The 18,086-nt window shown below is 55.8% G+C and carries 9 protein-coding genes and 1 pseudogene; 6 read left to right on the top strand and 4 right to left on the bottom strand.

Annotated elements, in window-relative coordinates:
* Positions 1 to 1,503, top strand: a pseudogene (locus PAT3040_RS16985) (glycoside hydrolase); the annotation flags it as partial.
* A 35-nt stretch (positions 1,504 to 1,538) separates the two neighbouring features.
* Positions 1,539 to 4,286 (top strand): alpha-mannosidase, encoded by a 2,748-nt coding sequence (locus PAT3040_RS16980; RefSeq protein ID WP_108993655.1) that lies wholly within the window; start codon positions 1,539 to 1,541, stop codon positions 4,284 to 4,286.
* Between the two features lie 173 nt (positions 4,287 to 4,459).
* Here PAT3040_RS16980 and PAT3040_RS16975 read toward each other — a convergent pair whose 3' ends face one another.
* The 4 genes from PAT3040_RS16975 to PAT3040_RS16960 all read right to left on the bottom strand — a co-directional run bounded on the left by PAT3040_RS16975 (position 4,460) and on the right by PAT3040_RS16960 (position 9,180).
* Entirely contained in the window at positions 4,460 to 4,870 is a 411-nt protein-coding gene (locus PAT3040_RS16975; RefSeq protein WP_108993654.1) for a VOC family protein, read from the bottom strand.
* A gap of 75 nt (positions 4,871 to 4,945) precedes the next feature.
* Complete coding sequence (locus tag PAT3040_RS16970; RefSeq protein ID WP_108993653.1) at positions 4,946 to 5,761, bottom strand: helix-turn-helix domain-containing protein; 816 nt, start codon at positions 5,759 to 5,761, stop codon at positions 4,946 to 4,948.
* A 55-nt stretch (positions 5,762 to 5,816) separates the two neighbouring features.
* The gene (locus PAT3040_RS16965) at positions 5,817 to 7,421 is read right to left on the bottom strand and encodes a response regulator (RefSeq protein ID WP_108993652.1); all 1,605 of its coding nucleotides are present in this window, start codon (positions 7,419 to 7,421) and stop codon (positions 5,817 to 5,819) included.
* A gap of 31 nt (positions 7,422 to 7,452) precedes the next feature.
* Positions 7,453 to 9,180, bottom strand: a complete 1,728-nt coding sequence (locus PAT3040_RS16960; RefSeq protein WP_108993651.1) for a sensor histidine kinase — start codon at positions 9,178 to 9,180, stop codon at positions 7,453 to 7,455.
* Positions 9,181 to 9,439: 259 nt separating this feature from the next.
* On the opposite strand from PAT3040_RS16960, the gene PAT3040_RS16955 reads away from it, so the two are divergent.
* The 4 genes from PAT3040_RS16955 to PAT3040_RS16940 all read left to right on the top strand — a co-directional run.
* Positions 9,440 to 10,294, top strand: coding sequence for an ABC transporter permease (locus PAT3040_RS16955; protein WP_258235020.1), 855 nt, complete (start codon positions 9,440 to 9,442; stop codon positions 10,292 to 10,294).
* 18 nt (positions 10,295 to 10,312) lie between these two features.
* Positions 10,313 to 11,191, top strand: coding sequence for a carbohydrate ABC transporter permease (locus PAT3040_RS16950; protein WP_108993649.1), 879 nt, complete (start codon positions 10,313 to 10,315; stop codon positions 11,189 to 11,191).
* 128 nt (positions 11,192 to 11,319) lie between these two features.
* Positions 11,320 to 13,062 (top strand): extracellular solute-binding protein, encoded by a 1,743-nt coding sequence (locus tag PAT3040_RS16945; protein WP_108993648.1) that lies wholly within the window; start codon positions 11,320 to 11,322, stop codon positions 13,060 to 13,062.
* A 328-nt stretch (positions 13,063 to 13,390) separates the two neighbouring features.
* A partial coding sequence (locus tag PAT3040_RS16940; RefSeq protein WP_181376671.1) for a carbohydrate binding domain-containing protein occupies positions 13,391 to 18,086 on the top strand: 4,696 nt, incomplete at its 3' end.

Raw genomic sequence — 18,086 nt, 5'->3', positions numbered from 1 at the left:
CGGCTGCCGTCGTTCGAAGCCGCGGCTCCTCCGGAGCCGGAGGAGATCAACTTCGACGTGCAGGACATGCACAAGGCCAAGAAAGGCGGCAAATGGCTGGATTACGTCCTGTTCTCCATGGATATGCACAATGTATGGGCGAGCCAGCTTTACGAAGCGATCAAGGAAGTTTGTCCGGACCATATGGTGACGGTCGGCCAGGACGAGGCGCTCGGCGCGCAGCGGCCGTCGCCGTTTTTCTACGAGGACGCCGCGGATTACACGACCGTGCATTCGTGGTGGCTGAACGACCATCTGCTATGGGACGGGGTGTTCGCCAAGACGGCGAACAAGCCGAATCTGGTCCAGGAGACGGGCATCATGTACGTGGAGACGCCGGACGGCCGGGCGAAACGTTCGGAGGAGGAGCTGCGGTCGATTTTGGAGCGCAAATACGCTTACGCGTTCGCTGCTGGCGGAGCCGGCGCGATCCAGTGGATCTGGAATACGAACTTCTACATGGACAACGCGAACGAGTCGCATATCGGCGCCTTGCGGGCGGACGGCACGGAGAAGCCGGAAGCGGACGTATCCTACGATTTCGGACGTTTCATGGAGGGAATCCGCGATCTGTTCGTCGAGAGGGAAGCGGAGGAGATCGCCGTCGTGTTCCCGTATTCCAACGACTTCTCCAACCGGAAGCTGGCGTTCGACGCCACGACCAAGGCGGCGCGCGTGCTGGGCTACCGGTTAAACGCTCCGTTCCGGGGAGTGGGCGAATACAGGCTCGACGACTTGCGGATACGCCCGGCCAAGCTCATCATCGTGCCGAGTCCGCATAACTTCGACGATGAAGCTTTCGCGAACCTCGTCGCGATCGCGGCGGATACGGGGGCGACGCTGCTCTGGACGGGACCGATCGGCCTCGATCCGTATTGGCGCCAGGCGAAGCGGCTGCCGGAATTGCTCGGCGAGCTGCGCCACGAGAATATTCGTCGGGAAGAACGGCTCTGGCTGAACGAGACGGCGGGCAGCGGCTTAGACGCGGTATCGCCGGTCGAGCTGTCCTTCGGAGCCCGTCGAATCGCCGAAACGTTGAAAGAAACAACCTTGCGCGAGGACGGCCCGGCCGATGGAGATCGACTCGTTGAAGCGGCGATCGGAGCAGGAACCTTGCTCTGGAGTCCCATCCCGGTGGAGCTGAACGAGCGCTCCGAATCGGTGGAGCGGCTGTACCGGCACGCGATGGAGAAAGCCGGCGTATCGGAGGACCTGATCTGGCTGGAGAGCGGTGAGCTGCCCGGCGTTTACGGACGCAAGCTGCGGTTCGGAGGCGGAACGCTGTTTACGTTCGTCTCGGAGTGCGGCTTCGACGCGGGAATTACCGTGAAGGATCCCGCTAGCGGAACCGTATATGCCTTCGAGCTTCCCCGCGAACGGTCCGTCTTGTTCGCGGCGGACGGAAACGGGGAGTTGCTGGCGACGTATCGGCCGAACGAAGTGAAGATCATGACTGAACGATAGATGGAACGATGAATGGAGAAGGAGGGCGGAACAACATGACCAACCGCACGACGGCGCACATCATCTCGCATACCCATTGGGATCGGGAATGGTATCTGCCCTACGAGAAACATCATGCCCGGTTAATTGCGTTGATGGATACCCTGTTGGATACGATGGCTGCCGATCCGGCATACAAGAGCTTTTTCCTGGACGGTCAGACGATTATCATGGAAGACTACCTGCAAGTAAGGCCGGAGCGGAGAGGGGAACTGGAAGCTCTGATCGCCGCGGGCCGCATCGGCATCGGACCTTGGTACATTTTGCAGGATGCGTTCCTGACCAGCTCCGAAGCCAATGTGCGCAACATGCAGATCGGACATCGGGACGCCAAGCCTTACGGCACGATCGCCAAGGTGGGGTACTTCCCCGATACGTTCGGCATCGTGGGGCAAGCGCCTCAGCTCATGAAGCAGTCCGGCATCGACAACGCCCTGTTCGGACGCGGCGTCAAGCCGACCGGCTTCAACAATCAAGTGGCGGATTCCGAATACGAATCGTCGTTCTCGGAGCTGATCTGGGAAGGTCCGGACGGCTCCCGCGTGCTGGGCATTCTGTTCGCGAATTGGTACAGCAACGGCAACGAGGTGCCCGTGGACGAGGAGGAAGCTCGCGATTACTGGACGCGCAAGCTGGACGACGCCAAGCGCTACGCCTCCACGGGCGAGCTGCTCTACATGAACGGCTGCGACCATCAGCCCATCCAGACGGATCTGCCTTCCGCGATCCGGAAAGCCAAGGAGCTGTATCCGGATATCGACTTCGTGCATTCGAGCTTCGAGGAATACCTGGCCGCGGTCCGTTCGTCGCTTTCGGGCGACCTGTCGGTCGTTCGCGGCGAGCTTCGCAGCCAGCGCACGGACGGCTGGTCGACCCTCGTGAACACGGCTTCCGCTCGCGTCTATCTGAAGCAGATGAATCAGCGCGGGCAAGCGATCCTGGAACGGACGGCGGAACCGCTCGCGGCCATGGCGCATCTGCTTGGCACGCCGTATCCGCATCATCTGTTCGTGTACGCCTGGAAAACGCTCATGCAGAACCATCCGCATGACAGCATCTGCGGCTGCAGCGTCGACGAGGTGCACCGCGAGATGGTGACCCGCTTCGACAAGAGCCGCCACATGGCGGAATCCATCGTCCAAGACAGCTTGGACGCCATCGTGAGCGGGATCGACACGAGCCGCTTCGCGGAATTCGGCGACGATGCTCTGCCGTTCGCGGTCTTCAACACGAGCGGCTGGGAACGCTCCGGCGTCGCGACCGTGGAGCTTGACGTCACCCGCTTGTACTTCCGCGACGGCGTGCCGCTTCCGGAGATGAACCGGCGCATGGAGGCGATCAGCCTGGAGGGCCGCACGCTCGTGAACGAGCTCGGCCAACCGGTGGCTTGCGAGCTGGAGGATCTGGGTCTGCAGTTCGGCTACGATCTGCCGGACGACAAGTTCCGCCAGCCGTACATGGCCCGCAAGGTGAAGCTGACGTTTCGGGCTTCTGGCGTTCCCGCGCTCGGATGGCGTTCCTACGCCTGGGTACATGAGACTGTGTCCGGGGCCGGCGAGTCCAAGCCGGACTTCTCCATTCTGCAAGGGGAGCGCGCCCTCGATAACGGCTTGCTGCGCGTCGAGCTTGCCGAAGACGGCAGCATGACGCTCTTCGACGCCGCAAACGGCAGAACGTACCGCGACCTGCTCGTGTTCGAGGATGCAGGCGACATCGGCAACGAATATATGTTCAGGCAGCCGGCAGGCGAGTCTGCGATTCTGACGAAAGGCAAGCCCGCCGTCATCTCCGTCGCGGAGAACAACGCATTCCGCGCGTCCTTGTCGATCGTGCACGAGCTGGACATTCCGGCTTGCGGCGACGACTTGTTCGAGAAGGAGAAGCGGGAAGCCGTGTATTTCCCCGATCGCCTTGGGGGAAGAACGAAGGAGCGCACGGTCAAGCTGGTCATCCGCGCTCTCGTGACGCTGGAGCGGGACAGCCGCGAAGTCGGCATCCAGGTCAGCTTCAACAACGAAGCCAAGGATCACCGCGTTCGCGCTCTGTTCCCGACGGATATCGAGACTTCCCATCACTACGCGGATTCCGTGTTCGAAGCCGCGAAGCGGGACAACGAGCCGGCCGCCGAGTGGCGGAACCCGAGCAACTGCCAGCATCAGCAGGCTTTCGTGGACGTGAGCGGGGAAGAGGCGGGACTTGTCGTGTCCAACCTGGGTTTAAGCGAATACGAGCTGCTGCGCGACGGTCGCAACACGATCGCGGTCACGCTGCTGCGCGCCGTCGGCGAACTTGGCGATTGGGGCGTCTTCCCGACGCCGGAAGCCCAATGTCTCGGCGATCATTCCTTCGCCATGTCGCTGCTGCCTCATGACGGCGAGAGCGGCCGCTTCCAGGCTTACGCAAAAGCGTACCAGGCTCAGACGGAGTGGCAAAGCGCGCAGACCGGCGTTCACGGCGGCAAGCTGGAGCCGGCGGCGTCCCCGCTGAATTGGACGGGCGAAGCGCTCGCGTTCTCGTCGATGAAGATCGCCGAGGAATCCGGCGATCTCATGCTTCGCTGGTTTAACATGGGCGGGGAGCCCGAAGCACTGCGGTTGCGGCTGCCCGAGGGAGCCGCGCAAACCTATGTTAGCGATATTCTGGAACGGCATACGGATGAGGTTGCGGTTCCCATCGAACAAGGCGACAACGTCGTGCTAAACGTACGGCCTTTCGAAATCTTAACGGTTGGCTGTCGCGTATGACAACGTACTGAGAGCGGAAGCAGAGATGGCGCCGAATGCCAATCCGCTCGGCCGCGATGCCCAGATCGACGAGGTTCAGCGGCTATCGACGCCGTCATTAGGGAAATTCTAGCCGGAATAAAGGAGCGAGTCCAGCCATACAGGCGGGCTCGCTTTAGTTGTTGCCCGGTTGATCAATCGTAATAGCCGCGCCCCGCGCCTCTTCGGAACGTTGCGATAAACCAGCTGTTGCCAAAAGGATCTCTGACGCCGCCGCTTCTTTCCCCATAAGGCATGTCCGCCGGTTCGTACAGAGGAACCGCCCCTTCTTCCAGGGCCCGTCTAAAACATTCATCGACATTCGGGACAAATACATGCAGCGAAGTTTCATTGGCCGGCCACGCAGCATTGGCGTCCGACACTTCGATCATCCCATGGCCGATCCGCACTTCGGCATGCGTTATTTTCTCATTGGCATCCACCGCGCGCTGCAGGATTTCCCCGTCAAAAACGGTTTGCATAAAAACCAACAGCCGGTCGACCTGCTCCGCCCTCATCGTCGGAACAACCGAAGGATACCCTTGCGGGGTCCACTCATTTCCCATTCCCGTCTCCTCCTTTCTTACAGCTCATTGTACAGAGGAATTGCCGGACTTTATTGTAAATAATTGACCCATTCGCTACAATCGAGCGTGGTTGTGATGCCTTCCAGGAATGGTTTCATAGTCGCTCGGGCTCAATCCGGAGAAGGCGCGAAAGTCTTTAATAAAATGAGACTGATCGTAATAGCCGCAATTGAAGGCGATATCCGACCAATCTATTTCGTGTTGCGGGCCGTTCATACTTCTGAGCACGCTTTGAAATCGCCGAATACGGCTGAAAAGTTTGGGGGAATAGCCGGTTTCCCGTTTAAACAGTTCGATAAACCGTCTATGACTTATGCCGATTTGATCGACCAGGCTTTGAACGTGATCCAACCGTGCGTTCGTTCCCAAATGAGCGATGGCGAATTGAACCGCCGGATGGATATGGAGCCGTTGGCCAGACGATTGCAACAGCCTTCGGGAGAGCGTCCGGAACATGGCGTCTACGCTCGTTAGTTCAAGCAGCTCCTTGCGCAATTCTCCTACCATGCGCCCCCACATCGAATCCAAAGGCTGCATGACGTTCAACAATTGGTTCATGGGGCAGCCGAAAAAAGGATAAGCGCCACCCGGCTTAAAATGAACGCCAATCACTCTCGTCTCATGAGAATTGCAAATCACAAAATGCTGCGAATGAGGTCCGCATACAAATACAGGGTCCAACTGCAGGATTTCGTTGGACGAGGTGGCCATCGATACTTTTTTCGCCGTTGTCAGATCAATGATGAGATCAACGGAGCCGTCGGGCAAGGAGAGTTCATTCTGACAGACAAGGCTTTTGTTTTCCATATACCAGAAATAATCCACAAAGGCCGATAAAGGCCAATCCGGCGTGCAAGTGTGCGCAATCATGCCGAAACACCTCCTTATCGCAGCCGCTCGTCGGTTTCATTGTTAACACGATGTATTAGGAATCCCGGAATTCCTGCGGCGTCACGCCGTAATTCTCCTTGAACACCTTGATGAAATAACTGGTTTTCTGATAGCCGACCATGGCTGCGATCTCGTAGATTTTTTCCTGCGAGGAGCGCAGCATATGGGCGGCTTTTTCCATTTTCAACCGGGACAAGTAGTCGCTGATCCCTTCGCCGGTCTCCAGCTTGTACACCTTGGACAAGTAAGACGGATTCAGGTACACATGCTCGGCAATCGTGCTCAAGGAGGCGCTGTCCAAATGGGAGGAGGCATATTCCTGCACCTTCTGAATGACGCCGGAGCGGGAGTCTTGGGCGCGTCCCGACACATTGAGGCGGTAGGCTCCAACGACCTCGGTCGTCCATGATTCCAACTGACGAATCGTATGGAAGTGTGGACCGTTTAACAATTGATTGAAATCGGCTCCCATAATATCCGCCATCCACAGCTTGTTTTTATGGATGGAGTAGCTAAGCGAGCTTACGATGGAATAGTAAGTTTCGAGAATATGCTCATGGCTGTCCCCCCACTTCAGTCCAAGCTCCGCGAAAATAGCGCCAAGCTTCTCCTCCGCGGCATTCCATTGGCCTGCTTCCAGCAGGTGATGGAGGAGCGGAGGCTGATAAAGCTGCGACAGGGAGCTGGCTTCCAAAGATTCCTGATCCTCTCCCAGCGTATAGAAGAAATCGCGCTCTCCGCCGATCCGCTGGCGGAAGCTGCCCAGCAGGTTTTCGTAGGTGCTCGCTATATCCCTGGGGAACTTTGCTTCGCGGCTCGCGGCAAGGGACACGGTGCCCTTTAGATAAAGCTTCACGTAATGCTGCAAATGAGTCATCTTCTGCTCAATGGCGGGCAGGTTCAAATCTGTTCCTTCGACTTTGGGAAGAATAAGAAAGACGCAATAACCGTAGTCATCCTTCATGTGCCAGAGTTTGAAGTCGTCCGTAAAAATCTCCTCGGCAATATTCGTGATGGCGTATTGGAAGAGGGAGCTGTCGCTTTCCTTATGACCGACAAAATAATCCTCCATCCGCAGCAGCATCATACACATAGAGGATATTGGGCGAATTCCAAGCCCCAGCATGTCCAGCTTCTTTTGCCAATCCGCTTCGGCATATCGTTGACCCTTGAGCAAGGCGCCAAGCAGATGGCTTCGCACGATAGGCAGATTGTCCTTGAGCGTCGCCACCGCGCTTTGATGGGAGCTGACCTCCATCCATCTTTTCTGCAGGGAGGCGATGGCGGATTGCACCGCGTTCAGCAGCTCCTCGTCCTCAACGGGCTTCAAGAGATAATCGCTCGCCTGGCTCTTAAGGGCGCGCTGCGCGTATTCGAAATCGTTGTAGCCGGAGAGCAGAATGCAGCGGACATGGCTCCATTGCGCCCGGATGGCCTCGATCAGGTCAAGGCCGGATATGCCCGGCATCCGAATATCCGAAATGACGATATCGATGGGCGTCTCCTTCATGATGCCGAGAGCTTCCGCTCCGGAGCCGGCCTGGAAGACGGACCCGATCCCTATGCTTTCCCAGGGAAGCATCGTCGCGAGGTCTTCTACCAGGTCTGGCTGATCGTCGACTATAAGTAATTGATACATGGCTTATCGCTCCTTCGGTGAGTTCATTAGATCATTGGACGGGCCATCTCAGATGGACGGCGACTCCGCCTTCGGGTCTCAGTCGGAATGTCAGCGTCGCGCTATCTCCGAATTGGAACAGCAGGCGCTGCCTGATGTTCCAAAGCGCGCAGCCCGTGCTGTCATCAGGCGTTTCTAAAATTTTATTTTCCAGCTTTCGAAGCTCTTCCTCCGTCATGCCTATCCCGTTGTCCTCTACGCAGATTTCGTGCCAGCCTCCCTCCGTCTTGCCGAGAATGGCGATCAGCCCGTCTCCGTCATAGCGCTCGATGCCGTGCAGCACCGCATTCTCGACCACTGGCTGCAGCAGCAGGCGCGGCACTTCAAGATCCAGCATTGTCTCCGGAACGTCGATTAAGTAAGACATATGCTGGATATGGAAACGCTGAATCTCCAGATAACTCTCCAGCAGCTGCAGCTCTTCGCGCAGCGTGGCCGTGAGCTTCTCGACGCGCGTCGTATAGCGGTAATACTTGGACAGGTGCATGGACAGCTTCATGACGGATTCCTTCTTGTCCAGGCGGGACAGGCTGCGGATGAGCGCAAAGCAATTGTACAGAAAATGCGGATTGATCTGCGATTGCAGCTGTTTCACATTGGCTTCCCTGCGCCTAAGCTCCTCGACGTATACCTTGCCGATCAGCCGTTCCGTCTCAGCCGCCATATCGTTGAATCGCTGGAATAAATAACCGAATTCGTTTTTCGGATTTACGTTGATCCGAGTAGCGTAATTGCCGTCCTGCAGCCGCTTGACGTTGCGAATGAGCAGGCCGATCGGCCGCTGTACGTTGCGGTAAAGAAGATAGGCGGCAAGCAGGCTCATTGCCAACAGAAGAATGACGGAGCCGTAGAACAGAATTTGCGTCTTCACAATTGGCTTCATGACATCCTGGAGCGGCATGTAGTCGACAAGATACCAGCTCAACGTCCGGATCGGCGCGATGGTGACGAGATATTCGCCTCCGCCCATCTTTACGATCTCGTTGCTGGCGGCGGCGAGAGAAAGCTCCTCCTTGCGGAGAAGTTCTCCGATGCTGGCGATTATTTCGGGATCCGAGCTGCGGTTCAGAATGCTGTCGCCGTCCTTGCTCATAAGGAACGGATCGCCTTTGCCCGTCTGCTTGAACGCGTCGAGATCCTTGATAATATGTTCGTCGGGGAATGAGATTTCCACGATGATGCCGGCCTGATCGACGTTCGAGATTTTGCTTGCGGGCTTGACGATGTGCCGGACGAACCTCATTTGCTTCAAATTCTGCGTAATCATCTCTTCGTATTGCCATGTCGGCGCAAGCAGCTTCTTTACGGATTCGAGATCGTATTGGAGGTATGTGTTGGTGGAGACGAACTGACCATTCTCCGGGGACAGGATGCTGTATTGGGTGTCCCAGCGCTGGGAGACGTTGAGCAGGCGAAGCCGTTCCATGATGCGGAGCCGTTCGCTGTTGCGCTCATAGGCGCTCTCCAGTAGATGGATCGTCTGCAACTGCTGAATATGGATGTCCTCGCTGAGCAGGAAGCCGAGCGACGACAGCGTAGTGACGCTGCGGTCGATTTCGTTCGCCAAATAGGTGATGTCCTTCTGCTTGAGCGACTGCATTTCGTCCCGGATAACGTTCATGCTCGTCTGTGTTGAAAGCGTATACAATAATATGATCGGTATCAATAAGAGAACGATCAGAGTGATGATTTTGGCGAACGTGTTTTCTCTTAATCGCATCGGTATCCCTCTCTATGTTTTGATATCCCCCAAGAAAAGGGCATGGTTCTAAAGATTGCGGCATGTCGGCACAGGAGAGTCCGCTGATAGAATAAATCATACAGGAGAGTTAAAAAAATTCAATTCAAATTTTTGAAAGGGGGCAATTTCAATGGGTAGTGCGATAAACGAACCGCTTGAAACGACAAGGCGGGGGAAACGAAGCACGCAGCAAGAGCGCGCAAAAGAGAAGCTGAGTCGCACTTGGCCCTTGCATCTCATGCTGCTGCCGGCGGCAATCATTACTTTGATCTTCGCATATGTGCCGATGGGCGGCCTAATTATGGCATTTCAGGATTTCAAGCCGTACGACGGGATGTTAGGCTCGAAGTTTATCGGCCTTGAGCACTTTCGCTTCATGTTCGAATATCCGGACAGCAAGCAGGTCATTTGGAACACTTTGATTATTTCCAGTCTGAAGATCGTATTCGGCCTCATCGTTCCGTTCGCGTTCGCGATTTTGCTGAACGAAGTCCGGAAGATGTTTTTCAAACGGGTCGTGCAAACGCTGGTATACCTGCCGCACTTCATCTCGTGGGTTATTCTCGGCGCTATTTTGACGGATATGCTAGGGAGCAAAGGGATCGTGAACTCCGCGCTGAACGCGATCGGACTGGATTCGGTCTTTTGGCTGGGAAATGGGGACTGGTTCCGATTTACCGTCGTTGTCAGCGACATTTGGCAAAATTTCGGCTTCAACACGATCGTTTTCCTCGCCGCATTGGCAGGGGTGAACCCATCACTCTACGAGGCCGCGGAGGTGGACGGCGCCAACCGCTGGAAGCAGACGACTCACATTACGGTTCCCGCGATGATTCCGATCGCGGTCGTAGTAGGCACACTATCGCTCGGCAACATCCTGAACGGCGGATTCGACCAAATATTCAACTTGTACAATTCGCTCGTGTACGACAAGGGCGATATCATCGACACCTTCGTCTACCGGACGGCGATCCTGAACGGGCAATACAGCTTCGGCACGGCGGTCGGGTTGTTCAAGTCGTTGATTGGCCTGATCCTGATCGTGTTCTCTTACCGAATGGCCTATAAATACGCGGGATATCGAATTTTTTGACAAAGAGGGTGAGAGAACATGTATCATAAATCCAAAGGATATAAAGCGTTTTCAGTTTTCAACTATCTCTTGCTGGCTTTAATCTGCGTCTCTTGCGTATTGCCGCTTGTGCATATTCTGGCCGTCAGCTTCAGCGCAAGCGCTCCCGCGAACTCCAATCTTGTGGGATTATGGCCGATCGGCTTCAATCTCGAGGCGTATACGAAGACGTTGAACAACGACAACTTTCATCACGCGCTGTTAAAAGGGCTGGAGCGTACCGTTCTGGGCACGATCATCGGCATGTCGCTTATGCTGCTTGCCGCCTACGCCTTGTCCAAAGACGGCACGGGCTTTAAGAGCCGTTCGTATTACGTGTGGTTCTTCCTGTTTACGATGCTGTTTAGCGGCGGAATCGTGCCGTCTTACATGCTGATCCGCAATCTCGATCTCATGAATACGATCTGGGCGCTCGTGCTTCCGCTAGCAATCAACGTGTTTAATATGGTGCTGCTCATGAACTTCTTCCGGGCGGTGCCGAAGGAACTGGAGGAGGCGTCGCTGATCGACGGCGCGGGACACTTTCGAACGTTGTTCAGCATTTACCTGCCGATCTCGATGCCGGCGATCGCGACGATCTCGCTCTTTACGATGGTCATGCATTGGAACTCCTGGTTCGACGGATTATTGTATATTTCCGATTATCGAAAGTATCCATTGTCTACCTTCTTGCAGACGATTATCGTGCAGCAGGACTTTAATAAAATCAACCCCGATGTCAACGAACTAAAGAACATTTCGCAGCGGACGGTCAAGTCGGCGCAGATCTTTATCGGCACGCTTCCCATCTTGCTCGTATACCCGTTCCTGCAGCGTTATTTCGTCAAAGGCATCATCCTGGGCGCGGTCAAAGAATAGGCGAGAAAAGGGCATGAATAACAAAATTGTGGTCTTTAACGGCCTTGGCTGCGGCATTATGATTACATTATAACGATTTAGAAAATATCGTTATCTATAACATTATTTAACTTATAGGGGGTAGCAGGATGAAGAAGAAATGGCTTTCTACGCTGCTGGTATTGACTTGCGCGGCTTCCATCGCGGCTTGCTCGGGCAATGAAAGTGGCGGCAGCAACGGCGGTGCGGCAACGAACAAGCCGGACAACACGGGCGGCGAGGCGACGAAAGCGGCGGATGCCGGCGATAACGGCTTCGTAAACGGCAAATATTCGACTCCGATTACATTGACGACGGTATGGGGCTTGAATGAGAACGGCGCGATCTTTAAGGAAGGCGAGACGATCGAAAATAATATTTTGACGCAGACGATCAAAGAACGTCTCGGCATCGAAATCAAATACAACTGGGTTGTTACGAATACAAATGACGCCTACAAAACGAAGCTGCGTCTGATGCTCTCCTCCGGCGAGAAGATGCCGGATGTCGTGGCGTACCGCGGCGATCTGGAGACGGTCAACATGTTGATCGATTCCGGACAGTTTATGCCGGTGGGCGATCTGGTCGACCAATACGCGAACGAAACGTACAAAACAGGTCTCGAGCTTGACCCTGCTATCTGGCTCCCTATCACTCGCGATGGCAGCAAAATGGCGTTGCCGATTCTCGACTATGCCTACAACGGCGACCATGTCATGTGGGTCCGCCAGGACTGGCTCGAAAATGTAGGTTTGCAAGCGCCGACAACTATCGCCGAGCTGGAGACGGTTATGGACGCGTTCGTGAACGGCGATCCCGACAAGGACGGTCAGAAAAACACGATCGGTCTCGCCACGGGCTTCAAGAATGGCTTTAACAACTGGATGACGGACATCGGCTTCGTTTTCGGCGCCTTTGGCACCATGCCGGGCCAATGGAACCTGAACACCGAGGGCAAGCTGGAGCACGGCTCCGTCAACCCGGCTGCCAAGGAAGCGCTCGCCAAGCTGAAGGAATGGATGGACAAAGGATATATTTCGCAGGACGCGGCGCTGTATGACGAAACGGCGGGATCCGAGCTGTTTACGAAAGGCGAAGCGGGCATTATGTTCGGACCGAACTGGCTGCCGGCATGGCCGTTCCCGGATCTGAAAACGAACGTGCCTGGCGCGACGTTCAAGGCTTATCCGGTACCGGGCGGCAACGACGGCAAGATCGGCTCCGCGGGCGGCAACCCTCCGTCCAACGGTTATCTCTTCATTAACAAGGACGCCAAACATCCGGAAGCGGTGCTTCATTACTACAACTGGTTCTTCGAGAACACGGCCAACCCGCAGCCGGACAGCGAATTCGCCAACGGCTTTAAGGAAGGCTACGATTACGCGCTGCTGCCTGACGGCACGCTGACCGCGGATATCGCGAAGTATCCGGAGCTATTCCCTGGACTAAAGGATAAGGCTGCTCCGCCGCTCTTCTACGCGCTGACTTACGAAGGAGCTCGAATACCGAGCCTGTACGCCGACACGCATGTGAAGCTGGCAAGCGGCGCGGCGGCCGAGACGCCTTACGAGAAACAAGAGTTCAATACGCGTACCAAAGAAAATACGGATGCGATGAAAGTTGTCGTCGACCAAAAGGACATTCGCATGAAAAACTATTACATGGGTCCGCTGACCGAAACGATGCAGAGCAAAAACGAGCTGCTGAACAAGCTGCTTAACGAAACATTCAGCAAAATCATCTACGGCCAGCAGCCGCTGGATTCCTTCGACACGATGGTGGAGAACTGGAACAAGTCGGGCGGCGAGCAAATCACCAAAGAAGTCAACGAGTGGTATGACAAGGCGAAGTAAATGCAAAGTCTATAAAAAAATTAAGGGTTGAAAAATCGATTTTCAGCACCGAGAAGGTTGGATGAAGCTAGAAACTGAGGAGCGGAGCGTAGTGGAACTACGTGAGCACCGGAAGGTTCGGCTGAATGCAAGATTCGACGTCGAATTGACTTCTAGATATACTTCGTGATCAAAATTGTTTTTTAAAACTACCTCTGAAAAAGCAGCCGGCCAACTTTGCGTTTCTCTGTGGGAACTCCAAGGAGGCAGGCTGCTTTTCTCATGTCGATGTAAGCGTTAACGAATATAAACTCTTCTATTTAAAGAAAGGTTAGGAGTGTATACATTCATGCGAAAAAAATGGCTTAGTTGGTTCTTGATCCTGGCAATCGTATGCAGCCTGATTCCGGCGCCGGCTTCCGCTTCGATAGACGATTCCGGCAAGGAGGCAGCCGTTCCGAGCGAGAAGCTCTGGGGGGAAGCGTTAATGCGGGATTGGATCGCGCGAGGGCTGCTATCCGGCTATCCGGACGGCTCGCTGCGCCCGAATGAGCCCGTAACCCGGGCACAGTTCGCGAAGCTTCTAAATACTTTATTCCAATACATAGAAGGCGGCTCCGTTGCGTTCAGCGATGTGGAGAACGGGGCATGGTATGCGGCGGATGTCAGAAACGCGGCAGCTGCAGGCGTAATTTCGGGTTTCCCTGGCGGTTTATTCAAACCAGGCGATCCCATTCGAAGGCAGGATGCGGCAAAGCTTTTGGATACCGCCTTTCATCTCACTTCCTTGAAGAAGGAGTCGGGCAAGGGCCTTTCGGCCTTCTCCGATGCCGCATCCGTTCACGGCTATGCGGCGAAGGCCATCGAGCGACTCGTCTCCGGGGGCTATATGAACGGCTATCCGGACGGCACGATCCGGCCGCTGCGTGCTGTAACGCGTGCCGAAGCAGTCTCCCTGCTGGCTGCGCTGGCTGGCGAAGTCATTGGGAAGGCAAGCGTTATTCGGGAAGCTGTATATGAAGGCAACCTTCTGATTCGCACAAGCGGTGTTCGGATCATGGATTCCACCATAAAGGGCCATGCCTACATTGTGCCAGGGGTTGGAGAAGGCGAAGTGTTTTTCGAGGGAACTTCGATTTTGGGGAATTTGTTCGTAAGCGGCGGCGGAGTGAACAGCATTTATCTGACAGATACCGATGCCGACGAGCTTATTGTTAATAAAAAGGGCGGGTCCGTGCGCATCGTAGTTGGCAAGGGGTCGCATATTGACACTCTCCAGGTAGAGAGCGAGGCGATCATTGAGCTTGAAAATGATGCCCGTATTGACAGCCTTGTTTTCCGGAACGGGGCGGAAGGAAGCGAGCTCCGCGACAATGGCGGCTTCATCGGCGAGATCGTGAACGATGCCGGCATTGCGATTCAGGGAGGCAGCAGTACGAGTCGGCCAAGTCCGACTCCGACATCCCGGCCGGTAACGGGACCAACGACGGGACCAACAACCGGACCGACGGCGAGTCCGACCGCGGAACCGTCCGCCGAGCCCAGTCCAAGCCCGACGACAGAGCCGGAGAAAGCCTGGAGGCTGGTATGGAACGACGAATTCGACCGTTCCGGGGATAATTTGGACGACAACGGAATCGACTTGGACAAATGGGGATACCAGCTGGGCACCGGCGCGCAATACGGGCTGGACGGCTGGGGGAACAACGAACAGCAATATTACAGATCCGAGAACATGATCGTCGACGAAGAGACGGATATGCTGATCGTGACCGCCAAGAAGGAGACGCACCAAGGCAAGCCGTATACGTCCGGCCGGATTTATACGGAACCGACATTCTCCCAAACGTACGGCAAGTTCGAAGCCCGCATGAAGCTGCCCGCAGGCGAAGGCGTCTGGCCAGCGTTCTGGATGATGCCGAAGGACAGCGAATACGGCGTCTGGGCAGCCTCGGGCGAGCTCGACATTATGGAGGCGCGCGGACGGCTTCCGGAGGAGGTCGGCGGAACGATCCATTTCGGCCGCAATTGGCCGAACAACAAAGCGACGGGAGACGAGTACCATTTTCCCGAAGGAGAAGACATTACGGGTTTCCATACGTACGGCGTGGAGTGGGAGCCGGGAGAGATTCGCTGGTACGTGGACGGGAATTTGTATCAAATCTTAAATAATTGGGATAGCTGGGGGGCGGACCAGCCGGCGAAATACGCCTATCCGGCACCGTTCGATAAGCCGTTTTACATGATTTTGAACCTCGCGATCGGCGGCAATTACGACGGCGGGAGACTGCCGAAGGAAAGCGATCTTCCCGCTCAGATGCTTGTCGATTACGTACGTGTGTACGAACCGGATGGCTGGGAATACCGCGAGCCCCTCGAACCGCAAATTGATGCGGAGCCATATCCCGATGTATATAAGGCGCCCATAAACGGCAATTTCGTCTACGACGGCGAGTATGGGGAGACCTTTACGAACGTTACGGAGGCCGGCCAGTCTTTGAACGAGGACTTCTGGAATTTCGTGACCGTAGGCACGTTTCTCGGCCAAGCAACGGTTTCTGTGGAAGAACTCGACGGAAAGCGGTTCGCCAAAGCCGATATCGAAGCCGGAGGAAACGCGGCCCATGCGGTACAGCTTATTCAGAACGTGACGCTGGGCAAAGGCAGATGGTATAAGCTGTCGTTCGATGCCAAGTCGAACGCAAGCCGCACGATGACCGTCAAGCTCGGCGGCGGGGAGAACCGGGGCTGGTCGGTCTACTCCGACAGTCTGGAGGCAAGGCTGAACGATTCGTTGCAAGGTTACGAAATGACGTTCCAGATGACGGCGGAGACGGATACGCTGGCGCGGCTGGAATTTAATATGGGACTCGCCACAAATCCCGTCTGGATCGGGAATGTGAAGCTGGAAGAAGTGGCTGCGGCGGATCCGTACAAGGAAAATGATCCCAAGACGCCGCTGGCGGACGGCAATCACGTATTTAACGGCAACTTCGATCTCGGACACTTGAACCGACTCACTTACTGGAAGCTTTCCACGAAAGCGGGAGCGGAAGCGGTTGTCTCGGTAGATCCGGTCGAGAGGCAGCTCGAAGTAAGCATCTCCCGGGCAGGGGGCGAGGCAGGGGACATCGTGCTTGCGCAGAGAGGGATCGAGCTTATTGAAGGCAATGATTATTCCCTGTCGTTCCAAGGAAGCGCCGCAGCCAACAGAACGGTAACGGTTGCGTTAGCTTCGACGGACGGCGCTGTCTACGACGAGGAGCAAGCAGCGCTTGAGCCCGGCGATTTGACGGGCCGTAGCGTATCCCTTCGCATGGATGGAGCTACCGATCGCAACGCGGTATTGCTGTTGATGTTCGGCGGAGCGGATGCCGATGTTCGGATGGATGATATTCGTCTGACCAGGCTGACGAACAATAACGTAGGAGAACCCGATCTGAATGCGCAATTCCCGCTGAAGAACGGCGATTTCTCCAATGGCAAGTTATTCTGGAGCGAGCATGTGCAGGGGCGGTATGACGGTTGGGACGGAGCTACGTCGTTCTCCGTTGCGGAAGGCGCCATGAATGCTTTCGTGTCCAGCACGGGCAACAATCCTTGGGATGTCATGTTGATGCAGACCGACTTCGAGCTGGCGAAAGGGCTGACCTATGTCGTATCCGTCGACGCCCGTTCGACCGTCGCGAGGGAAACCGAGCTGGTCGTGGATTCCGGCAATACGAGGCTGCTATCGGAGCGGGTCGGCTTGACTTCGGAGTGGCAGACGTTCAGCTACGAGCTTCCTGTTACGACAGACGTGACGGCTTCCTTTAAGATGCTGCTCGGCAAGCTGGACGGCGCTGCGGCGCTGTCCGCGCATGAAGTATATGTGGACAATGTCAAGCTGGAGTTGAAAGGGGCGCGTGACGCGGCATTCCTGGCGAAGAACGGTTATTTCGACGATGGGTTGGCTGGCTGGAACAGTCATGTGCAGGGCGTCTATGACGGTCCGTCCGCGGCTGCGGTATCCGGGGAATCAGGCGCGCTTAAAGCTGATATCGGGCACGCCGGGCTGAATCCTTGGGACATCGTGGTCTCGCAGGACGCGGTGGAGCTGAAGAAGGGCAAAACGTATATCGTGAAGTTCGATGCCCGCTCGACGATGCCGCGCATCATTGAAGTTACAGCAGAGAACGCGGCTTACACGCGGTTCTTGAATCAGCCTGCACGGCTGGAAGATTACACGCAAACCTACAGCTACGAATTTACGATGAACAGCGACGAGAACGCGAGTCTCAAATTTCTACTCGGCAAGATGGCGAATCAGGACGGGACGATCGGTCATGAGCTGTTTATCGATAACGTAAGATTCGAGTTGAAAGGCGCCATGGAGGCGACTGGCGAAAAAGCCCGCACGTCGAACGACATTACGTTGCCGAAGCCCCCAGCCGTCTCCCCGGACGCGACGGGAAATCTGATCGATGCTCCGATGACTCTTATGTTCGCTGACTCGGCGGTCTGGCGGGAAGGCATCTATGCCGTAATCGTCAACGGCGAGGCATTGGAACTGGGCGATTATACGATCGGCGCCGGAGCGATTACGCTTGCGGCGGGCGTGCTGGGACAACCGGGCATGTATGCCATTACGATCAAAGCTGTCGGCTACGAGCCTGCTTCCGTCTCGCAGGAAGTGCTGGCCGAAGAGATGTGGACGCTTGTCTGGAACGACGAATTCGACGGAACGGGCACGCAGCTTGACGACAACGGCCTTGATCTGGCGAGATGGGCCTACCAGCAAGGAACGGGCAGCGATTACGGCCTCGACAGCTGGGGGAACAACGAGCTGCAATATTACAAGAAAGACAACGTAAAGGTTGAGAATGGCAGCTTGCTACTGGAAGCGAAACCGGAAACCTACGGTGGCAAGACGTATACGTCGGGAAGGTTGTGGACGTCCCCGACGTTCGGCAAGGCATACGGCAAATTCGAAGCCCGCATGAAGCTCCCTGCTGGGCAGGGACTTTGGCCGGCGTTCTGGTTGATGCCGAGGGATTCCGAGTACG

It is taken from the genome of Paenibacillus agaridevorans (assembly GCF_003112455.1).
Taxonomy (GTDB): domain Bacteria; phylum Bacillota; class Bacilli; order Paenibacillales; family Paenibacillaceae; genus Pristimantibacillus; species Pristimantibacillus agaridevorans.
This window is presented reverse-complemented; position numbering and strand designations above follow the sequence as displayed.